The organism is Bradyrhizobium sp. 149 (genome assembly GCF_023073915.1).
Classification (GTDB): Bacteria; Pseudomonadota; Alphaproteobacteria; order Rhizobiales; family Xanthobacteraceae; genus Bradyrhizobium.
The window spans coordinates 81,365-100,026 of the sequence record NZ_JADPKK010000019.1 but is presented as its reverse complement, the minus strand read 5'-3'; the positions used below and the strand labels follow the sequence as shown (position 1 = coordinate 100,026).

At 64.1% G+C, this 18,662-nt stretch carries 16 protein-coding genes and 1 tRNA gene; 14 read left to right on the top strand and 3 right to left on the bottom strand.

Features of this window, described 5'->3' with window-relative positions; all coding sequences use genetic code 11:
- The first annotated feature begins 65 nt into the window (after positions 1-65).
- Entirely contained in the window at positions 66-3,557 is a 3,492-nt protein-coding gene (locus tag IVA88_RS12015) for an indolepyruvate ferredoxin oxidoreductase family protein (protein WP_247497495.1), read from the top strand.
- Positions 3,558-3,776: 219 nt separating this feature from the next.
- On the top strand, positions 3,777-4,694 hold the full coding sequence (locus IVA88_RS12010) for a putative nucleotide-diphospho-sugar transferase (RefSeq protein ID WP_249811182.1): 918 nt from the start codon (positions 3,777-3,779) through the stop codon (positions 4,692-4,694).
- Between the two features lie 8 nt (positions 4,695-4,702).
- Here IVA88_RS12010 and IVA88_RS12005 read toward each other — a convergent pair whose 3' ends face one another.
- The gene (locus IVA88_RS12005; protein ID WP_247497493.1) at positions 4,703-5,575 is read right to left on the bottom strand and encodes a radical SAM protein; all 873 of its coding nucleotides are present in this window, start codon (positions 5,573-5,575) and stop codon (positions 4,703-4,705) included.
- A 431-nt stretch (positions 5,576-6,006) separates the two neighbouring features.
- Between IVA88_RS12005 and IVA88_RS12000 the strand changes: the two genes are divergently transcribed.
- The 8 genes from IVA88_RS12000 to IVA88_RS11965 all read left to right on the top strand — a co-directional run bounded on the left by IVA88_RS12000 (position 6,007) and on the right by IVA88_RS11965 (position 15,392).
- A complete protein-coding gene (locus IVA88_RS12000) occupies positions 6,007-7,164 on the top strand; it encodes a thiolase domain-containing protein (protein WP_247497492.1) in 1,158 nt (385 codons plus the stop codon).
- On the top strand, positions 7,164-7,553 hold the full coding sequence (locus IVA88_RS11995; protein ID WP_247497491.1) for an OB-fold domain-containing protein: 390 nt from the start codon (positions 7,164-7,166) through the stop codon (positions 7,551-7,553). The genes IVA88_RS12000 and IVA88_RS11995 overlap by 1 nt, the downstream gene beginning before the upstream one ends.
- 212 nt (positions 7,554-7,765) lie before the next feature.
- Entirely contained in the window at positions 7,766-8,626 is an 861-nt protein-coding gene (locus tag IVA88_RS11990) for a MaoC family dehydratase (protein WP_247497490.1), read from the top strand.
- A gap of 178 nt (positions 8,627-8,804) precedes the next feature.
- Entirely contained in the window at positions 8,805-9,683 is an 879-nt protein-coding gene (locus tag IVA88_RS11985) for an SDR family oxidoreductase (RefSeq protein ID WP_247497489.1), read from the top strand.
- Between the two features lie 129 nt (positions 9,684-9,812).
- A complete protein-coding gene (locus IVA88_RS11980) occupies positions 9,813-10,766 on the top strand; it encodes a dihydrodipicolinate synthase family protein (protein WP_247497488.1) in 954 nt (317 codons plus the stop codon).
- Positions 10,767-10,770: 4 nt separating this feature from the next.
- Entirely contained in the window at positions 10,771-11,586 is an 816-nt protein-coding gene (locus IVA88_RS11975; protein WP_247497487.1) for an NUDIX hydrolase, read from the top strand.
- Positions 11,587-11,667: 81 nt separating this feature from the next.
- A complete protein-coding gene (locus IVA88_RS11970; RefSeq protein ID WP_247497486.1) occupies positions 11,668-12,582 on the top strand; it encodes a DMT family transporter in 915 nt (304 codons plus the stop codon).
- 122 nt (positions 12,583-12,704) lie between these two features.
- A complete protein-coding gene (locus tag IVA88_RS11965; protein WP_247497485.1) occupies positions 12,705-15,392 on the top strand; it encodes a PAS domain S-box protein in 2,688 nt (895 codons plus the stop codon).
- Positions 15,393-15,413: 21 nt separating this feature from the next.
- Here IVA88_RS11965 and IVA88_RS11960 read toward each other — a convergent pair whose 3' ends face one another.
- Positions 15,414-15,764 carry a GrlR family regulatory protein gene (locus IVA88_RS11960; RefSeq protein ID WP_018455289.1) on the bottom strand — a complete coding sequence of 117 codons (351 nt, stop codon included), beginning with the start codon at positions 15,762-15,764 and terminating at the stop codon, positions 15,414-15,416.
- Positions 15,765-16,021: 257 nt separating this feature from the next.
- Here IVA88_RS11960 and IVA88_RS11955 point away from each other — a divergent pair, with 257 nt between their 5' ends.
- The gene (locus tag IVA88_RS11955; protein WP_247497484.1) at positions 16,022-16,534 is read left to right on the top strand and encodes a hypothetical protein; all 513 of its coding nucleotides are present in this window, start codon (positions 16,022-16,024) and stop codon (positions 16,532-16,534) included.
- Positions 16,535-16,580: 46 nt separating this feature from the next.
- Here IVA88_RS11955 and IVA88_RS11950 read toward each other — a convergent pair whose 3' ends face one another.
- A complete protein-coding gene (locus tag IVA88_RS11950) occupies positions 16,581-16,964 on the bottom strand; it encodes a VOC family protein (protein ID WP_247497483.1) in 384 nt (127 codons plus the stop codon).
- A 179-nt stretch (positions 16,965-17,143) separates the two neighbouring features.
- Here IVA88_RS11950 and IVA88_RS11945 point away from each other — a divergent pair, with 179 nt between their 5' ends.
- The 3 genes from IVA88_RS11945 (at position 17,144) to IVA88_RS11935 (ending at position 18,651) form a co-directional block, all read left to right on the top strand.
- A complete protein-coding gene (locus IVA88_RS11945; protein ID WP_247497482.1) occupies positions 17,144-17,713 on the top strand; it encodes a hypothetical protein in 570 nt (189 codons plus the stop codon).
- A gap of 159 nt (positions 17,714-17,872) precedes the next feature.
- The gene (locus IVA88_RS11940; protein WP_247497481.1) at positions 17,873-18,421 is read left to right on the top strand and encodes a hypothetical protein; all 549 of its coding nucleotides are present in this window, start codon (positions 17,873-17,875) and stop codon (positions 18,419-18,421) included.
- 153 nt (positions 18,422-18,574) lie between these two features.
- A tRNA-Arg gene (locus IVA88_RS11935) sits at positions 18,575-18,651 on the top strand.
- The last annotated feature ends 11 nt before the right edge of the window (positions 18,652-18,662 follow it).

The following is an 18,662-nucleotide window of genomic DNA, read 5'->3' as shown; positions in this document are numbered from 1 at the left end:
GCTAAAAACAACGGGCAGGCAACGGCTTAAGCAGCCAGGCGCTCAAAAGGGCGGAAGAGGACATAATGGGCATCAACCAGGGTCCGATCAGTCTCGATCAGAAGTACACCCAGGACACCGGACATATTTTCACGACCGGCATTCAGGCCCTGGTCCGCCTGCCGATGGCCCAGATCCGGCGCGACCGTGCCGCGGGGCTGAACACCGCGGGCTTCATCTCGGGGTATCGCGGCTCGCCGCTCGGCGGCTATGACCAGCAGCTCTTCGCCGCGCGAAAACATCTCGAGCAGTACAACATCAAGTTTCAGCCCGGCGTGAACGAGGATCTGGCCGCTACCGCCATCTGGGGCTCGCAGCAGCTCAATCTCTCGCCCGGCGCCAAGTATGACGGCGTGGTCGGCATCTGGTACGGCAAGGGCCCCGGCGTCGATCGCTGCGGCGACGTCTTCCGCCACGGCAATGCCGCGGGATCCGCCAAGAACGGCGGCGTCCTGTGTCTCGCCGGCGACGACCACGGCGCCAAATCCTCGACGGTCCCGCATCAGTCCGACCACGCCTTCATGTCGGCGCTGATGCCCTATCTCTACCCGTCGAGCGTCCACGAGATGATCGAGATGGGTCTTCTGGGTATCGCGATGTCGCGCTACTCGGGCTGCTGGGTCGGCATGAAGGTGATCACGGAGACGGTGGAGACCACCGCCGAGATCGACCTCACCGACGAGATGACGCCGTTCGTGATCCCGACCGATTTCGAAATGCCCGAGGGTGGCCTCAATCTGCGTTGGCCCGACGACCGCTTCGCCCAGGACCGCCGCCTGCAGGACTACAAGGGCTTTGCCGCGATCGCTTTTGCGCGCGCCAACAAGGTCAATCGCATCACCATGGATTCGCCGAACGCCCGCTACGGCATCATGGCGTCGGGCAAGAGCTACGAGGACATCCGTCAGGCGCTGCGCGAGCTCGGTATCACACCCGAGGTCGCCGCCAAGATCGGACTTCGATTGTACAAGATCGGTATGCCCTGGCCTCTGGAGCCGGAAGGCGTCAGGCAATTTGCTGTAGGCCTCGAGGAAATCTTCATCATCGAAGAGCGCCGCGAGATCGTCGAGAATCAAGTGAAGCAGGAGCTGTTCAACTGGCGCGACGACGTCCGTCCCCGCATCATCGGCAAAATGGACGATCACGACAAGCGCTTCCTTCCCTTTGCCGAAGAACTCAGCGTCGCCTCACTGGCCAGTTCGCTGACCGAGCGCCTGCTTCGACTTGATCTCAATCCCGAAATTGCAACGATGCTGCGTGCCAAGGCCGATTGGTTCAACGGCCGCCAGGCTTCGCAAATGCAGGCGAGCGCGCCTGTCGCCCGCACCCCGTATTTCTGCTCCGGCTGCCCGCACAACACCTCGACCAAGGTACCCGAAGGCAGCCGCGCTTTTGCCGGCATCGGCTGCCACTTCATGGCACTGTGGATGGATCGCTCCACCGAGACGTTCACACATATGGGCGGCGAGGGCGTGCCGTGGGTCGGCGTTGCCCCCTTCACCAAGGAAGAGCACGTCTTCGCCAATCTCGGCGACGGCACGTATTTCCACTCCGGCAGCCTCGCGATCCGCCAGGCGGTCGCCTCCGGCGCCAACATCACCTACAAGATCCTCTACAACGACGCGACTGCGATGACCGGCGGTCAGCATGTCGACGGCGAATTGTCGCCGCAGCAGATTACCTTCCAGCTCCATAGCGAAGGCATCCGCGAGATCTATCTGGTCTCGGAAAATCCCGACGCCTATCCGGCGAACGAGATCGCGCCCGGCGTCAAGACCGCGCATCGCGACGAGCTCGACGCGGTCCAAAGAACGCTGCGCAAGGTGAAGGGCGCATCCGCGATCGTGTTCGTGCAGACCTGCGCCGCCGAGAAGCGCCGCCGCCGCAAGCGCGGCACGTTGGAGGATCCGGCCCGCCGCGTGCTCATCAATCCCGCGGTGTGCGAAGGCTGCGGCGATTGCTCGGTGCAATCGAACTGCATTTCGGTCGAGCCGCTCGAGACCGAGTTCGGCCGCAAGCGCGCCATCAACCAGTCGACCTGCAACAAGGATTATTCCTGCGTCAAAGGTTTCTGCCCGTCCTTCGTCACCGTCGATGGCGGCAAGATGCGCAAGCGCGCGCCGGCGGGGGTTGGCGATATCGGCACGCTGCCTGAGCCGGCATCGCGCTCCAATTTGGACAAACCCTACAACATCGCAGTCGGTGGCGTCGGCGGCACGGGCGTACTGACCATCGGCGCGCTGCTCGGCATGGCCGCGCATATCGAGGGCAAGGCCTCGATGATCCTCGACATGTCGGGCCTGGCCCAGAAGGGAGGGGCGGTGCTGAGCCATGTGCGCCTGTCCGATCATCCGGCCGAGGTGACCTGTTCACGCATCGTCACCGGCACCGCCGACGTCGTGCTCGCCGCCGATGAGGTTGTCGCGGTCGCCAAGGACACCATTTCGCTCTGCGACACCAGCCGCACCCACGGCATCATCAACAGCCACGTCATCCCGACCGCCGACTTCATCCTCAACCGCGATTTCAACTTCCAGACCCGCAAGCTGAACGGGTTGCTCGAAACCGCGCTACACAAGGACTCGGTGTTCTTCGACTTCACCAAACCGGCCGAGCAACTCCTCGGCGACAGCATCGCCACCAACATGATGATGATGGGCTACGCCTATCAGAAGGGCCTCTTGCCGCTGTCGGCGGAGTCGATCGAGCAGGCGATCGAGGTCAACGGCGTCTCGATCAAGATGAACAAGGAAGCCTTCCGCCTCGGCCGCCTCGCGGTCGCGGACCCCCAGCGTCTCGCCGACATGCTCAAGGGAACGGAGGAGGTCGTCGCGCCCAAGACCCTGGACGCAATGACACTCGACGAACTCGTCGAGCACCGCGCCAAGCATCTCACCGCCTATCAGAACGGGCGCCTGGCAAAACGTTATCGCAAGCTGGTTAATCAGGTCAGCGAAGCTGCCCGGCAGGGCGGCTATGACGAGGCGCTGACGCGCGCGGTTGCGATCAACTACGCAAAACTGCTGGCGTACAAGGATGAATACGAGGTCGCGCGCCTCTACACGAGCGGTGCTTTCGAAAAGCAGCTCCGCGACCAGTTCGAGGGCGATTTCAAGTTCAACTTCAACCTGGCACCGCCGATCCTCAGCCGTGGCGTAGATGCGCTCGGTCGCCCGAAGAAGCGCGCCTTCGGCCCGTGGATGCTCCCGGTGTTCCGCGTGCTGGCGAAATTCAAGGTGCTGCGTGGCACGCCGCTCGACATCTTCGGCCGTAGCGCCGACCGCAAGCTCGAACGCGATCTGATCGCCGGCTACGAAAAGGACGTCGCCACCGTACTCGGCCTGTTGTCGCCGCTCACGATCGACACTGCTGTCGAACTGCTGTCGCTGCCGGACCGCATCCGTGGCTACGGCCCGGTGAAGGAGAAGGCGGTCGCGGACGCCAAGGCCCGCTACGCCCAGCTTGCCGCGGATCTCGCCAATCCGCCGCCAGCGCCAAGGCAGATCGCGGCGGAGTAGGGTGCTTCGCCCGACGGGGGAGGCGAACGTATCGCCCATCTAAACCCCGCCTCCAGCGGTGGCACGCGGAGCCTTCGATCGGGGGCGCGCTCGCGCGCTCCCTTGGTCTTGCCCCTTCAATTCCCGGCCCGATAGCCGACCATTGCTGGATGGCGGCGACAGTCTCAGTTTGCCAATTGGCAACATGCGTCTATCTTGGTAGGCGCCTGAGGGGGATCAATGAAGCCAAGTGTATGTCTTTTAACAGCGTACAACTCTGTTCAGCAGCCGCTTGCAGCTTTGACGGCTCCAAGCCTGCAGGCTTTCGCAAGGGCGCACGGATACACGGTGCAGACTGACTATCGGGACGACTGGGAGCGCCCGCGCGGATGGATCAAGATTGAGGCAATCCGCGCCGTCCTCGAAGACAATTTCGATTTCGTGCTCTGGGTCGATGTGGACGCCATCGTCTTGCGCCGTGATGTCGACGTTCGGACCGTTGCGATCGATGGCGCCTCTCTTCAGATGGCCTGGCACGGGCCTGAAACGTCAAAGATAGAAGCCGAGAATTTCGTGCCGCACTTCAACTCCGGCGTCATGCTGATCAGAGTTGGCGATTGGTCGCGCGATTTTTTCAAGCGAGTGTGGGAGGCCGGACAACTACCGCATCACTGGTCCGATCAGGCGACAATTCACCACCTTCTCGGATATGACGAATGCCTGGGGCTCGGACCAAACCGTCCTGAGGAGCCGGATCGAATCCGTCTCGCGCGCCTCGATACCATCTGGAATTCAGCTCCCGGCCTGGCTGTGGCCCCTGACGCGATCATCCATCACTACGCTGGCATCAGCAATCCCTCGACCCGTCTGAGGTTGGTCGAAGCCGACGTCAATACGGCGCCTCTGCGTGAAGGCGCGAGTCCCTCACTGCGGCAAGCATTTGCCGATCAACTAAGCCTGTGGCGTGAGGACGCGACCATGCGTGACTGGGTCACGGCGGAGCGTGATTCCGCGCTGGCCGACACGTGGAAGCTCAGGATCGAAAGGGATGCGGCGAGATCGGAAATGGTGGCTATCCGAAAGTCCACGTCGTGGAAGTCGACAGCGCCCTTGCGCTGGGGCAGCGAAATTTTCCAGCGCCTGCGCGGACGTGCCTGACTGTTCGGCTAAGGCGAACCGGCCGGCGCGTTGCTCGATGGCCGGCTCCGCAAGGGATTGGGAAGTGAAAAGCGGCGAACCTCCGCGGCGCACATCGAGCAGGCTTGCTCATCCTCCCGCTGCAAAAATTCAACGAGCTCGCGGTCGGTGCAGGTCGGGTCGAGCGGCTTGTACCGCAGATACGGATCCCACTTCGGCGACAGATCGTACTTCGCCTTTTGCAAGTTGAGGTAAGCGAGCGGCGGACATTTCCAAAGCTGGCCATCATGCAGCTGCTTGCAATACTTGGCGGGGCAGACTTCCCAACTTTGTCGGGACCGGTCGTCTTCGAACGGCAACATCTCGGCACCGGAGCCAAGGTAGCGGCGTGTCCAGCCCTGGTCGGATTGCCTGGTCTCGACGACCGTGCCGTGATCGCGTTGCCAAGCCGCCAGGAGATCGAAGGCGGGCCGCAGCTTTTCGAGATATGACGGATCGTTGTGATGCACCGACAATGCGAGGCTGGCGTTGCCATTGACCGCCAGCGTCGCTGGAAGCGCAGGGTGGCGATGCAGGAAAAACCCGTTGGTGATGATGCGAATATGCGCAGCCGGCCAATATTTCCGAGCCAGCACGACGAATTCACAAAGCCGGGGGTTCATGGTCGGCTCGCCCCCGAGCAAGTTCAATTCATCCAGAGTGAGGCGCTTGCTCCAGGCGCTTATCCAGCTTTCCGCCAGGGCCGGGTCCAGGATGCCTTTGTGCGCATGATTGGAATAATGGGAGCAACTCTCACAGGTCAGATTGCAGGTGTGGGCGACATGCAGCTCGATGAAGGAGACATGCCGGGGTGTTGGCTCCGGCCGGCGCAGGCGTCGATACATGTTGGTGAGGATGCCCATCTGATCCCTATAGCAGATAGGGGCGGTGGCGCCACGTTGTCCGGCAGGGCGGACAAGGGCAAGACGAGGCATTCCCGGCTCCGCCAGGACTGGACGGCGAGAGGTGGGTGCGCTTTTTCCGCCTTGCAAATTCCTCTTTGCAATCAACCACCGTTCTACTGTGCATGGGGTTGTTTTCGCGACATTTGGTTTTCGATAAAGCGAAACCGCCTGTGTCGTCGGGCAAATCACCTTTAGGATTTTGGCCATAGCTGACGAACCGTCTCCCTGAGGCGCTCGCCTCTTCGGCGAGATCGAGGGCGACGGGTCAAACGAAATATTTGCGCCAGTCCGCTGCCCTCTCGCGCGACGGAATATTTCCGCGCTTGCCAATCAGGCCACCGCGGTTCAGAAAAACGGAGCAAGAAGAAACGCGAGCGGAGACCTCTGTTTTGACCATCAAGGGCAAGGCCTACATTGCCGGGATTTTTGAACATCCGACCCGGCATGCGCCGGACAAATCCACCGCCCAGCTCCATGCCGAGGTCGCCAAGGGCGCGATCGAGGATGCCGGGCTCAGCAAGGACGATGTCGACGGCTATTTTTGCGCGGGTGACGCGCCCGGCGGCGCCTGGCCGATGGTCGACTATCTCGGTCTGAACACCAGGAAACTCCGCCATGTGGATTCCACCGAGACCGGCGGCTGTTCCTATATCATCCATCTCGGCCACGCCGCTGAAGCCATCGCGGCGGGCAAGTGCTCGATCGCGCTGATCACGCTCGCCGGCAAGCCGCGCACGGGGGCGATGCCGCCGCGCGCTGCCGGCGCCGAGGCCGACTTCGAGTCGGCCTACGGCGCGACCACGCACAATGCCTACGGCATTTGTGCCATGCGCCACATGCACGACTATGGGACCACCTCCGAGCAGCTCGCCTGGATCAAGGTCGCTGCCTCGCACCACGCGCAATACAATCCGCATGCGATGCTCAAGGACGTCGTCACCGTCGAGGACGTCCTGAACTCGCCGATGATCTCCGATCCCTTGCATCGCATGGATTGCTGCGTCGTCTCCGACGGGGGCGGCGCGCTGATCGTGACGACACCCGAGATCGCAAAAAGCCTGAAGAAGCCGCTGGTCAAGCTGATCGGCCACGGCGAGGCGATGAAGGGCCCGCGCGGCGGCAAGGATCTCGACCTCACATACTCCGCTGGCATCTGGTCGGGCCCGCGTGCGTTCGAGGAAGCCGGCATCACGCCGAAGGATATCAAATACGCCTCGATCTACGACAGCTTCACCATCACGGTGCTGATGCAGCTCGAAGACCTCGGCTTCTGCAAGAAGGGCGAGGGCGGCAAATTCGTCGCCGACGGCAATCTGATCTCGGGCGTCGGCAAGCTGCCGTTCAACACCGACGGCGGTGGCCTCTGCAGCAACCATCCCGTCAACCGCGGCGGCATGACCAAGATTCTCGAGGCCGTGCGGCAGCTGCGCGGCGAGGCGCATCCGAAGGTGCAGGTCAAGAACTGCGACCTTGCCATCGCCCACGGCACCGGCGGGCTTTTGGGAGTTCGCCACGCCGCCTCGACCGCCATTCTGGAGCGCGTGTGATGAGCGAAGCCAAGAAATATCCGGCCCCGGTGACCAATCCGGAGACCGCCGCGTTCTGGGACGCGGCCAAGCAGGGCAAGTTCATGATCAAGCGCTGCACGGCGTGCGGCGAGGCGCATTACTTTCCGCGCGCGATCTGCCCGTTCTGCTACTCCGACAAGACTGTGTGGGAGGAGTCTTCGGGCGAGGGAACGATCTACACCTGGAGCTTGATGCGGAAGTCGCCGACAGGTCCTTACGCGATCGGCTACGTCACGCTGAAGGAGGGGCCGTCGCTGCAGACCAATTTCGTCGACTGCGATCTGACGACGCTGAAGATCGGCCAGAAAGTGAAGGTAGTGTTCAAGCCAACCGATGGCGCTCCATTGCCCTTCTTCACGCCGGTCTAGTAGGCGCGGCGAGTTCTTCCCTTCCCCCCTTGTGGGGGAAGGTGGCGCGAAGCGCCGGATGAGGGGTATCTCTCCACAGAGAGATTGTTCGATGAGGAGCGAACCCCTCACCCAAACGAGTTTGTTGCGAGCACCTTGTAGCCCTCTCCCACAAGGGGAGAGGGCGCAACAATGGCGCCGCTCAGCTGAAGCTGCCGGGAGGAAACCAGAAAATGTCCGCCAGATACGACGAACTCAAAGCCCTGAAAAACCTCGGCCAGAAATACGCCTACACCGATCGCGAAGTGATGCTCTACGCCTGTGGCATCGGGCTTGGCGCCGATCCGATGGACGAGAACGAGCTCGCCTTCGTCAACGAGGGCACGTTGACGCCGCGGCCGCTCAAGGTGGTGCCGACCTTCGCGTCCGTTGCGGCGTGGGGCGCGGGTCCGGGCGAGATGAACCTCAACCGGGTGATGGTGGTCGATGGCGAGCGCGACATCACCTTCCACCAGCCGCTGCCGGTCGCCGCGCACATCACCGCCGATTCCTCCGTGGTCGAAGTCTACGACAAGGGCAAGGACAAGGGCGTCGTGATCAGCCACCAGACCGTGCTGAAGAACGAGAAGGGCGAGAAACTGGCGACGCTGGTCGCCTCGCGCTTCGCCCGCGGCGATGGCGGCTTTGGCGGACCGAACCTGACCCAGCCCGATCCGCACAAGATGCCGTCGCGCGCACCCGACACGACCATCGACATCGTCACGCGTCCCGACCAGGCACTGGTCTATCGCCTCTGCGGCGACCGCAACCCGCTACATTCCGATCCCGCGTTCGCCAAGAAGGCCGGCTTCCCGCGTCCGATCCTGCACGGCATGTGCACCTACGGCATCACCTGCCGCGGCGTGCTCCAGACCTATGCCGACTACGACGCCTCCGCCTTCCGCCAGCACGTCGCGCGGTTCTCCTCGCCGGTCTATCCCGGTGAGACCGTGACCATCGACCTCTGGAAGGACGGCAACGTGATCTCGTTCGAAGCCAAGGTGAAGTCGCGCGGCGTCACCGTGATCAAGAACGGCAAGACCGTGCTGGGTTAGGGACGCACCGGCGCTGCACTCCCTCGCCCCGCTTGCGGGGAGAGGGTGGGGTGAGGGGCTCTCACCACGAGCCGAGACGGTATTGAGACCTGTACCCCCTCACCCGGATCGCGAGGGCGATCCGACCTCTCCCCGCAAGCGGGGCGAGGTAAGGAAAAACAAGCAGGGAGACGCCACCATGGGACTGCTCGATGGCAAGGTTGCGCTGATCACCGGCGCGGGCGGGGGGCTCGGTGAGGCCTACGCAAAGCTGTTCGCGCGGGAAGGGGCGTCCGTCGTCGTCAACGACCTTGGCGGGCCCCGTGACGGCTCCGGCGCCGACAAATCGATGGCCCAGCTTGTGGTGGACGCGATCAAGGCGGAGGGCGGCAAGGCGGTCGCCAACGGTGCCGACATCTCCACGATGGAGGGCGGCCAGTCGGTGTTCGACGACGCCATCAAGCATTTCGGCCGCGCCGACATCCTCGTCAACAATGCCGGCATCCTGCGCGACCAGACCTTCGCCAAGGCCTCTGAGTCCGACTGGGACAAGGTCATCAAGGTGCATCTGAAGGGCACCTTTTGTTGCACCATGCCGGTGTTTCGCTGGATGCGGGAAAACGGCGGCGGCGTCATCGTCAACACCTCCTCGACCTCTGGCCTGATCGGCAATTTCGGCCAGAGCAATTACGGCGCGGCCAAGGGTGGCATCTGGGGCCTGTCCAACGTGCTGGCGATCGAGGGCCGCAAATACAACATCCGGATCTGGACGCTCGCGCCGGGCGCGATGACCCGCATGACCGCAGATCTGCCCCGCTATAAGGAGAACCCCGGTGCGGCGCTGGGGCCGGACGGCATCGCGCCGGCCGTGCTATACATGGTCAGCGACTTGTCCGGCGACCAGACCGGCAAGGTGCTGGGCGTGTCCGGGCCCCGCGGCGTACGCGAAATGCGGATGATGGAAATGGACGGCTGGAAGCCGCCGCACACGGGCTGGAACGCCCGGGACATCGCCGATCATGCCGAGGAGATCTTCTTCTCCGAAGAACAGATCAAGATGGGGGCGCGGCGGTTTTAGCCTGATTTCGTCGTTCCGGTGCACGCGAAGCGTGAACCCGGAACCTCGAGATTCTCAGGTGCGCAATTGCGCACCATAGTTCGATGCTGCGCATCGCCCCGGAATGACGAACAAGAGGATAGAGCACTGATGAAACTCACCGCCGATGCCAAGGGCACCTTCGCAATCGCGCCGACGCCGTTCCACGATGACGGCCGGATCGACGAGCGCTCGATCGACCGCCTGACCGATTTCTACGAGGAGGTCGGCTGCGACGGCGTCACGGTGCTGGGCATTCTTGGCGAGGCGCCGAAGCTCGATGCCGTCGAGGCCGAGCAGGTGGCGGTACGCTTCGTCAAGCGTGCCAAGAAGATGCAGGTGATCGTCGGCGTCTCCGCGCCGGGTTTTGCCACCATGCGCTCGCTGGCGAAGGCCTCGATGGACGCAGGCGCTGCAGGCGTGATGATTGCGCCGCCGCCGTCGCTTCGCACCGACGACCAGATCGTCGGCTATTACAAGCAGGCGGCCGAGGCGATCGGGCCTGATGTGCCCTGGGTGCTCCAGGACTATCCGCTGACCTTGTCGGTGGTGTTCACCCCCGCCGTGATTCGCAAAATCGTGATGGACAATCCGAACTGCGTGATGCTCAAGCACGAGGACTGGCCGGGGCTGGAAAAGATCTCGGCGCTGCGCAATTTCCAGAAGGACGGCTCGCTGCGGCCGCTCTCGATCCTCTGCGGCAATGGCGGACTGTTTTTGGACTTCGAGATGGAGCGCGGCGCCGACGGCGCCATGACCGGCTATGCCTTCCCCGAACTCCTGATCGACGTCGTGCGACTTTCGAAGGAAGGCAAGCGCGACGCCGCCCATGATTTGTTTGACGCACATCTGCCGCTGATCCGTTACGAGCAGCAGCCGGGCGCAGGCCTTGCCGTGCGCAAATACGTGCTGCAAAAGCGCGGCATCATCGCCTCCAGCGCCCAGCGCAAGCCGGCTGCGACCATCACGCCGGCGGCGAAGGCTGAGGTCGAGTACCTGCTGTCGCGCGTTGCCCGCGTCGACAAGCGCGCCAATCTCGGCCCGCAATCCAGCGCCGCAGGTTAGTTGAATGGCCGAGACCGCCGCATCACGTCCCGCGTCGACGATCCTCCTGTTGCGCGACCGCGCGAAGGTCGACAGCAAGAGTCGCGACGAAGTTGAAGTCTTCATGATGGTGCGCCATCACCAGATCGAGTTCAATTCGGGCGCGCTGGTGTTTCCCGGTGGGAGCGTCGATGCCGGCGATCAGGAGATCGTCGCCCGGTCCGACCTGTATTCGGGCGGCGAGGGCTTGAGCGCAGCGGACTGCGGCTTCCGGATCGCCGCGATCCGCGAGACCTTTGAGGAAAGCGGCATTCTGCTGGCACGGTCGAAGGATTCGGGCACGCCGGTCGATGCCAAGCGCGCCGGCGAGATCGCTGATGCACATCGCGTCGCGCTCAACGAGCACAAGATCAGCTTCATGAGCATTCTGTCCGACAACGGCCTCCAGCTCGCGCTCGATACGCTCGTGCCTTACGCGCACTGGATCACGCCCGAGGGCATGCCAAAGCGTTTCGACACCTGGTTTTTCCTTGCGGCAGCACCGCCCGACCAGCTCGGCGCGCATGACGGCCGGGAGTCGACCGACTCGATCTGGGTCTCGCCGCGCGAGGCGGTGGAGGGCGGCGAGAGCGGCCGCTTCAAGCTGCCGTTCCCGACCACGCGCAATCTGATCCGGCTCGCCAAGCAGGGCAGCGTCAGCGCCGCGCTCGAGCACGCCCGCGGCATGTCCGTCGTGACGGTGATGCCTGTCATGACCAAGACCGAAACCGGCCGTCAGCTCCGCATTCCCCGCGAGGCCGGCTATGACGGCGAAGTGTTCGAGGTCCGGGCCAGCGGCTAGGACACTTCGACAGAAAGCGAAGTATCGGCGAGGGCAGGCGCGCTAGGTTCCGTCCCCTGACAATGGGACGGAGCGCGCGACATGGACAACCGGCAGGACAATAACATTGTCGTCGAGCTGGCGCTGCTGCTCGCGCTGGCGACGCTCTGGGGCGGCTCCTACACCTTCATCAAGCTCGGCGTCGCCACCATTCCGCCGATCACGCTGATCGCGGCGCGCACCACGATTGCGGGCCTGCTGCTGCTCGCGATCATGTGGGCGCGGGGCATCAGGCTGCCGACGGATGCCGCGACCTGGCAACGCTTCGCCTTCCAGGCCGTGCTCAACAGCGTGGTGCCCTGGACGTTGATCGCCTGGGGCCAGCGCCATGTCGATGCCGCGCTCGCGACCATCCTCAACTCGGCCGGCCCGATCTTCACCTTCCTGCTCACGGCCGTTGTGACGCGTCACGAGGCGACGACACCGCGAAAGCTGGTCGGCGTGGTCGCCGGCATGGCCGGCATCCTGCTGATCGTCGGCGTCGATGCCTTCCAGGATATGGGACGCGGCCTCGTCGCGGAGGCCGCCATCGTTGCCGCCACGATCTGCTACGCCTGCGCCGCAATCTTCGGTCGCAGCTTCAAGAGCCTCGATCCCATGGCGCCGGCGGCCGGCTCGCTGCTGGCGGGGGCGGCGGCGCTGGTCCCGGCCTCGCTCATCGTCGAACAGCCTTGGACGCTGTCGCCCTCGCTGAGTTCCGTGCTGGCGCTGCTCGCGCTGGCGACCTTCTCGACCGCCGCAGCCTTCGTGATCTATTTCCGCCTGATCCAGACCCTGGGTTCGGTCGGCACCACGGCGCAGGCCTATCTCCGCGTGCCGATCGGGGTTGCCATCAGCGTCGCCTTCCTCGGCGAGAGCCTGAGCCGGACCGCCTGGATCGGGCTTGCCTGTGTGGTTGTCGGCGTCGCCGCCATGACCATCCCGGCCCGGCGGCCGGCCAGTGTCAAAACGTCATAACCCGAGGCCGAGGGGGCGGCACGGCTGTAATATTAAGGATATTCGGCGGCCAGACGCATGTTCCCCCGGGACCGCAATACGTCGTATATTGGGCCTCCAATAGACGGGTCCTCACATCACCAATGTCCGCCGAATTGACGCCGACCCCTGAGAAAAAGCGAACATTCTCACTCTCCATCGGCCAGCTCACCTTCGGCAGCTTCCTTCTGGTGCTGGCGGTGATCATCGTCACCTCGACCGCGAGCGTGATCGCGATCCGGCACATCGACACGACCTTTGCCGAGTTGCAACGGCTCCAGAGCGTCGGCGACCTGGCCGAGGACATTGACCGCCGCATGAACGAGTTGCGGCTCGCCGCGCGCGACTTCGTCACCGACCCCGGCGCCGGCATCCAGTTCAAGCAGGTGGGCGAGGCGGCCTCGACGCTCAGTGACATCCTGAAGAAGACCCGCATCGAACTCGTGCCCGAGCAGCAGGATATGATCGACGGGGTCACCGAGCGGCTTGCGACCTACCGCAGTGGTCTGGAGCGGATCTCGACCTTGATCGACCGCCGTGCCCAGCTGCTGGCCGGCCTGCCGCCGCTCCGCGACCAGTTCGACGCGGCTGTCTCCGGCACCGCGGACCGCGAGCTGGCGTCCCGCCTGTCGGAAGCGCAGAGCCGGATCGCGCTCGGATTGCTCGCGCGCAACCCATCCGCGGCCGAGCAGGCGGCGCAGAGCATGCGGGCGATGGGCTTCCCTGATGCCAAGCTGAGATCGGCTGTCAATGATTACGCGGAGGCGATCATCGCGGTCGCTGTCCGGGAACGGCAGATCGCCGACATCGACCGTGAGGTGCTGGGAACCGAGGGCCGGCTGATCGGCCGCGTCACCGAATTGCTGCGCGAGGTCAGCGCCCGGCGCGGCCACGTGCTGTCGCGCGACTTTGCCCGCACGCTGACGGAGGCGCGGTGGCAGAGCATCGTGCTCGGCAGCATCGGCGTGCTGATCGGCATCCTCGCGGCCGGCTTCGTGGTGCGGCGGACGGTGCGTCCGCTCGCCCAGATCGCGCGGTCGATTCGCGCGCTTGCGGCAGGCGAGAAAGACACCTCGATCCCGTCCGCCGACCTCGACAATGAGATCGGCGACATCGCGCGGGCGGCCGAAGTGTTCCGCCGCGCGCTGGAGGAGGCCGACACGGCGCGGGAGGCGGCGGTGCGCGCACTGACCGAGCAGCGCCTCGCCGAAGAGAGCTACCGAAAACTGTTCGAGGGCTCGGTCGACGGCATCTATGTCACGACACCGGCCGGTGATCTCCTCAACGCCAATCCGGCGCTGGCGCGGATGATGGGCTATGACAGCCCCAAGCACCTCATCGACAGCATCAACGACATCGCCCACACTATCTACCTCAATCCCGAAGCGCGCGTCGAATATCAGCGGCTGATGACCCGCGACGGCATGGTGCGCGAGTTCGAATACCAGGTGCGCCAGCGCAGCGGCGACATCCTCTGGCTGTCTGACAGCGCCACCGGCGTCCGCGACGAGGCGGGCAACATCGTCCGCTACGAGGGCACGCTGCGCGACATCACCGACCAGAAGCGCGCTGAAGACGCCATCGCCGAAGGACGGCGCCTGCTCCAGCAGGTTATCGACACGGTGCCGGCAGTGATCAACGTCAAGAACCGCGACCTGCGCTACGTGCTGATGAACCGTTACATGGCCGGCATCTTCGGCATCGAGCCCGGCGATGCGCTCGGGCGCACCACGGCGGACCTGATGTCGCGCTACGGCGCGGCCAAGTCCGACGAGAGGGACAAGCGCGTGCTCACGCTTCGAAAAGGTCTCGGCTTCTACGAAGAGGAGTACAAGGACGCTTCTGGCCACATGCGGCAATGGCTGGTCAACAAGCTGCCGCTGCTCGATGCCGAAGGCGAGATCGAGCGGATCGTCACCGTGGCGCTCGACATCGGCGAGCGCAAGCGCGGCGAGCAGGAGATGCGGAAAGCCAAGGAATCCGCCGAGACCGCGCTGCGCAATCTGCGCGAGACCCAGGCCTCGCTGATCGAGGCGGAGAAGCTGGCGGCACTCGGGCGCCTCGTCGCCGGCGTCGCGCACGAGGTCAACAATCCGGTCGGGATCAGCCTCACGGTCGCCTCCGCGCTGGAGCGCAAGACCGCGATGTTCACCGCCGAGGTCGAGCGCGGCGAGCTCCGCCGCTCCACGCTCAACGACTTCCTCAGCACCAGCCGCGACGCGTCATCGCAGCTCGTCTCCAATCTCAACCGCGCCGCCGAGCTGATCCAGTCGTTCAAGCAGGTCGCCGCCGACCGCAACTATTCGGACCAGCGCAGCTTCGATCTCGGTGACCTCACCGAGCAGGTGGTGATGAGTCTGCGGCCCGGCCTGCGCAAGCACAATCTGACACTCAATGTCGAGTGCCAGCCTGATCTGACCATGAACAGCTATCCCGGACCATACGGCCAAGTGCTGACCAATCTGTTTCTCAACGCGGTGGCGCACGCCTTCCCGGACGGTCGGCCGGGGACAATCGACATCCAGGTGCGCGAGTCCGGCAAGGACAATGTCGAGATCATCTTCTCCGACAATGGCTGCGGCATGTCGCTCGACGTCCGCCGCCGTGCGTTTGATCCGTTCTTTACCACAAGACGTGACCAGGGCGGCACCGGCCTCGGACTGCACATCGTCTACAGCATCGTCACGAACCGGCTCGGCGGACGCCTCGATCTCGATTCCGAACCGGGCGGCGGCACACGCATCCAGATCGTCCTGCCGCGCGTGGCGCCGCTCGAGCAGGCCGCGGAATAGCTCGAGCGTTTTCGAGGTGCTCTAGTCGACCTCCGCGAGCTTGTGCAGTGTCGCGCCGAAAATCTGGCTGGCCTTGCCGACCAGCGCGGTGCCCGTCATGTCCCCGCGCGTCTCGGTGAAGGTGCCGCTGACGCCGATGCCGACCGCAGCCGGGCCGCCGAACAGCGGATTGTCGTCGCCGCGCGGCGAGGTGTGACGCTGGACCAGCACCTCGCCCTTGAAGGTATTGTCCTTCACCGTGTAGCTGCCGGTGTAATAGAGGTAGGCATCGCCGCCGAGAATCTTGCCGTCACGAAAAAGAATCACGCCGCTGCCCTTGCCGACCCGACCATCGAGCAGGTTCACGTGAATCGAATAGAGGCCGTTCTTCATAACGTCCCGAGGCCGGCCGCCATCGCCCAATGCCGTAACCGGTAGGGCATTTATGCCAAAGCGCATCCGCTCACGCAACGCGGGAGTTTGGCCGCCGATCATGCGTGCCTGCCTGCGAGCCGTAGTTGTCCCAGCTTGTCTATGACACTGCCATGACGGTCTGATCATGAAGTGAGGCCAGTCGTTGCGAATCAAGTTGGCCCACGAAATGCATAACCATTGTTGCACTGGCCGCGGGGTGCTGGAGCAAGACAAACGTGAGCAACAGGATCGTTTCCGGCGGCGAGGAGCCGCGTCCGTGCAGTGTGCGTGCCACGAATTGCGAAACACGACAACGGCGGATTGGCGGCGTGGCACGCTGGCGAAGGATGCGCTGGCGAAGAATGGCGAGCCTCGCTTGCGCCCTGGCCCTGATCGCACTCGCAGCCCCGTTCGGGCACGCGCGCGACCGCGGCCAGTTCGCCAACATCAGTGCCGAATTGAAGGCCTGGTTCGACGGCCTGCGCAGCGGCAAGGGGCCTTGCTGCTCCGATGCCGACGGCTCGGCCCTCTCGGACGCCGACTGGGACAGCAAGGACGGACACTATCGGGTCCGCGTTCCGCGCTATGGCTACGTGATCGACGGCCGACAGCAGGAGCTCGTCTGGGTCGAGGTGCCCGAGGAGGCCGTGATCTCGGAGCCGAACCGGGTGGGGCGCACCATGGTCTGGCCGATCTACGGCTACATGGGGGTCGCCATCCGCTGCTTCATGCCCGGTAGCATGACTTAGGCGCAGCGGGCGGCACGTCGCCCGGTGGCCGATGCGGCGCGCCGTGTCAGGTATATTTCTTGTCGCGCTCGAGCAGCTCGACGGAGATGCCTTCGGGGCCGCGGATGAAGCAGATGCGCACGCCGGGACGGATCGTGGTCGGTTCACGCGTGAAGGTGACGCCCTTGGCCTTGATCTCGGCGGCGACGGCGTCGATGTCCTTCACAGTGAGCCCGAAATGGTCGAGGCCCTGATGGGGATGCGGCGGCGGCGGGTTGACCGGATTGTCGCCCTCGAGAGGCGCAATGAAGATTCTAGCGCCGCCGAGGTTCACGTCGATTCGTCCCGGTGCGTGCACGATCTCGCCGCCGAGGATGTCCCGCAGCCACGCCGCCGTCGCCGCCGGATCGGGGCTGCGCAGATGGACGTGATCCCAAGTGACGACTGGCATTTCATGTTCTCCCGACGGGTCTTTCGATGTTGCAGCGCATGTTAGCGGCCCCGGTCGACGACCGCCACCGCCCTTGCCGATTCATAGCTGCGCGGGAACCATAATTCGCCCTTTGGGATTAAGGTAAACGGCGCAGTGCGTCGTTCGAGCGCGCTTCGGCCGCTATCGGTGACGCAACCATGAACGCTCGGTTTGACTGGATCGGGTCAGGGCGTCTCGCTGGAACCGGCGAGCGTCTGGCGCGTGCCGTGACGATCGCGAGCGTCTCATTTGGCCGAAGCCTCCTGTGGCTGCTGGCGATCATCATCGTCGGTTGCGGCGTCTGGATGCTGCTCCCGCTTTCCAAAGGCAATAGTGCCGAGCCAGTGACGTCCGACGTGGCGGCGATCGAGACGCCGGCTGCGGGCAATGCGGCAGCCCTATCGCCGGCTTCCGAAGCCGAGACTCCGGCAATGGCAGAACTCGGTCGGCTGAGGATTTCATCGCAGACTTGGCGCCGCGGCGGGCTTGGCTCGAAAGCGCTGGTGACGTTCACGCTGCGCAACGATAATGACTATGCCGTAAAGGATATCGAGATCGTCTGCGCTTTTGCGCGGCGCGATGGCAGTCATCTCACCGACCGCAGCCGCGTTCTGGCGGACCCGGTCAGCATGAAGAGCCGCAAGACCTTTGCACGTATTCCCGTCGGATTCGTCAACGTGAATGCCGATCAGGCGAAGTGCTCGCTTGTGGCAGCACGTCGGACGTAAGGGCGGCATTTTCCGGTAGCGGAAAAGTTACTGTTCTGGGGCCTTGGTAAAAAACTTGACGTCGCCATTTGAACCGAACGGCTGGGCCCAGGAACCAATTAAATGATCGCCTGTTAAGGCGAAGAGCCCACGCGGGGATGCGGGGGCGGAGCGCGGCCTATGCCCATCTTTCGGTATTTCGTCTTTGTCGGTGGAGCTTTGCTCGCACTGCTGTTCGCGGCGAACTACGTTCTGCCGGGTTCGCCGGTGACGCCGGCTGTCGCAACCGCAAGCAACGAACAGCCGTTGATCCGGATCCGGTCTGATCGCCACCTGCCGGAGCGCGTCGTGCTCGACACCAGTCAGCCGACGCTCGCTGCCCCTGCGGGGAAGATCGCCGCCGTCGCGGCTCCCCAGCCGCCTGTGGAGGGCATGTCGCCCGCTTTGGCTGAGATGTCAGCCAAGGCGCGAGTCCGCGAGACGTTCGCCCAATTCACGCCGGCCGCGAAGACCGATGCCGCTGCGGTCAGGAAGACAGAAGCCGACGCGCAAGTTAAGGCGCAAGTTCAGGCACGGGCCCAGGTTCCTCAGGCCCAGCCCTCTCAGACCCCGGCGCAGCAGCAGCCCAAGCGCAAGGTCGCCAGAACGCATCCGGCGCCGCAGCAAGGTCGGCCGATGATGGTGATGGCGCAGCAGCCGCATTTCGGCTTCTTCAACAGCACTTGGTAGGAGCCTAGTCTGATCCGTCTCGAATCGAGGCGGGAAGGGCTTTTTATTGGGCGGCCTCTCTGCTAATTCGGACCTATCCAAACGTCGTCCGGCCTGCTGGCTGCCCAGCAGCGATCTGGGGCGTCTGGGTTGCGGCCCAACGTGTGGGCCGGGGCGCTCGTAGCTCAGCTGGATAGAGCATCGGATTTCGATTCCGAGGGTCGGGAGTTCGAATCTCTCCGAGCGCGCCATTTCCGGATAT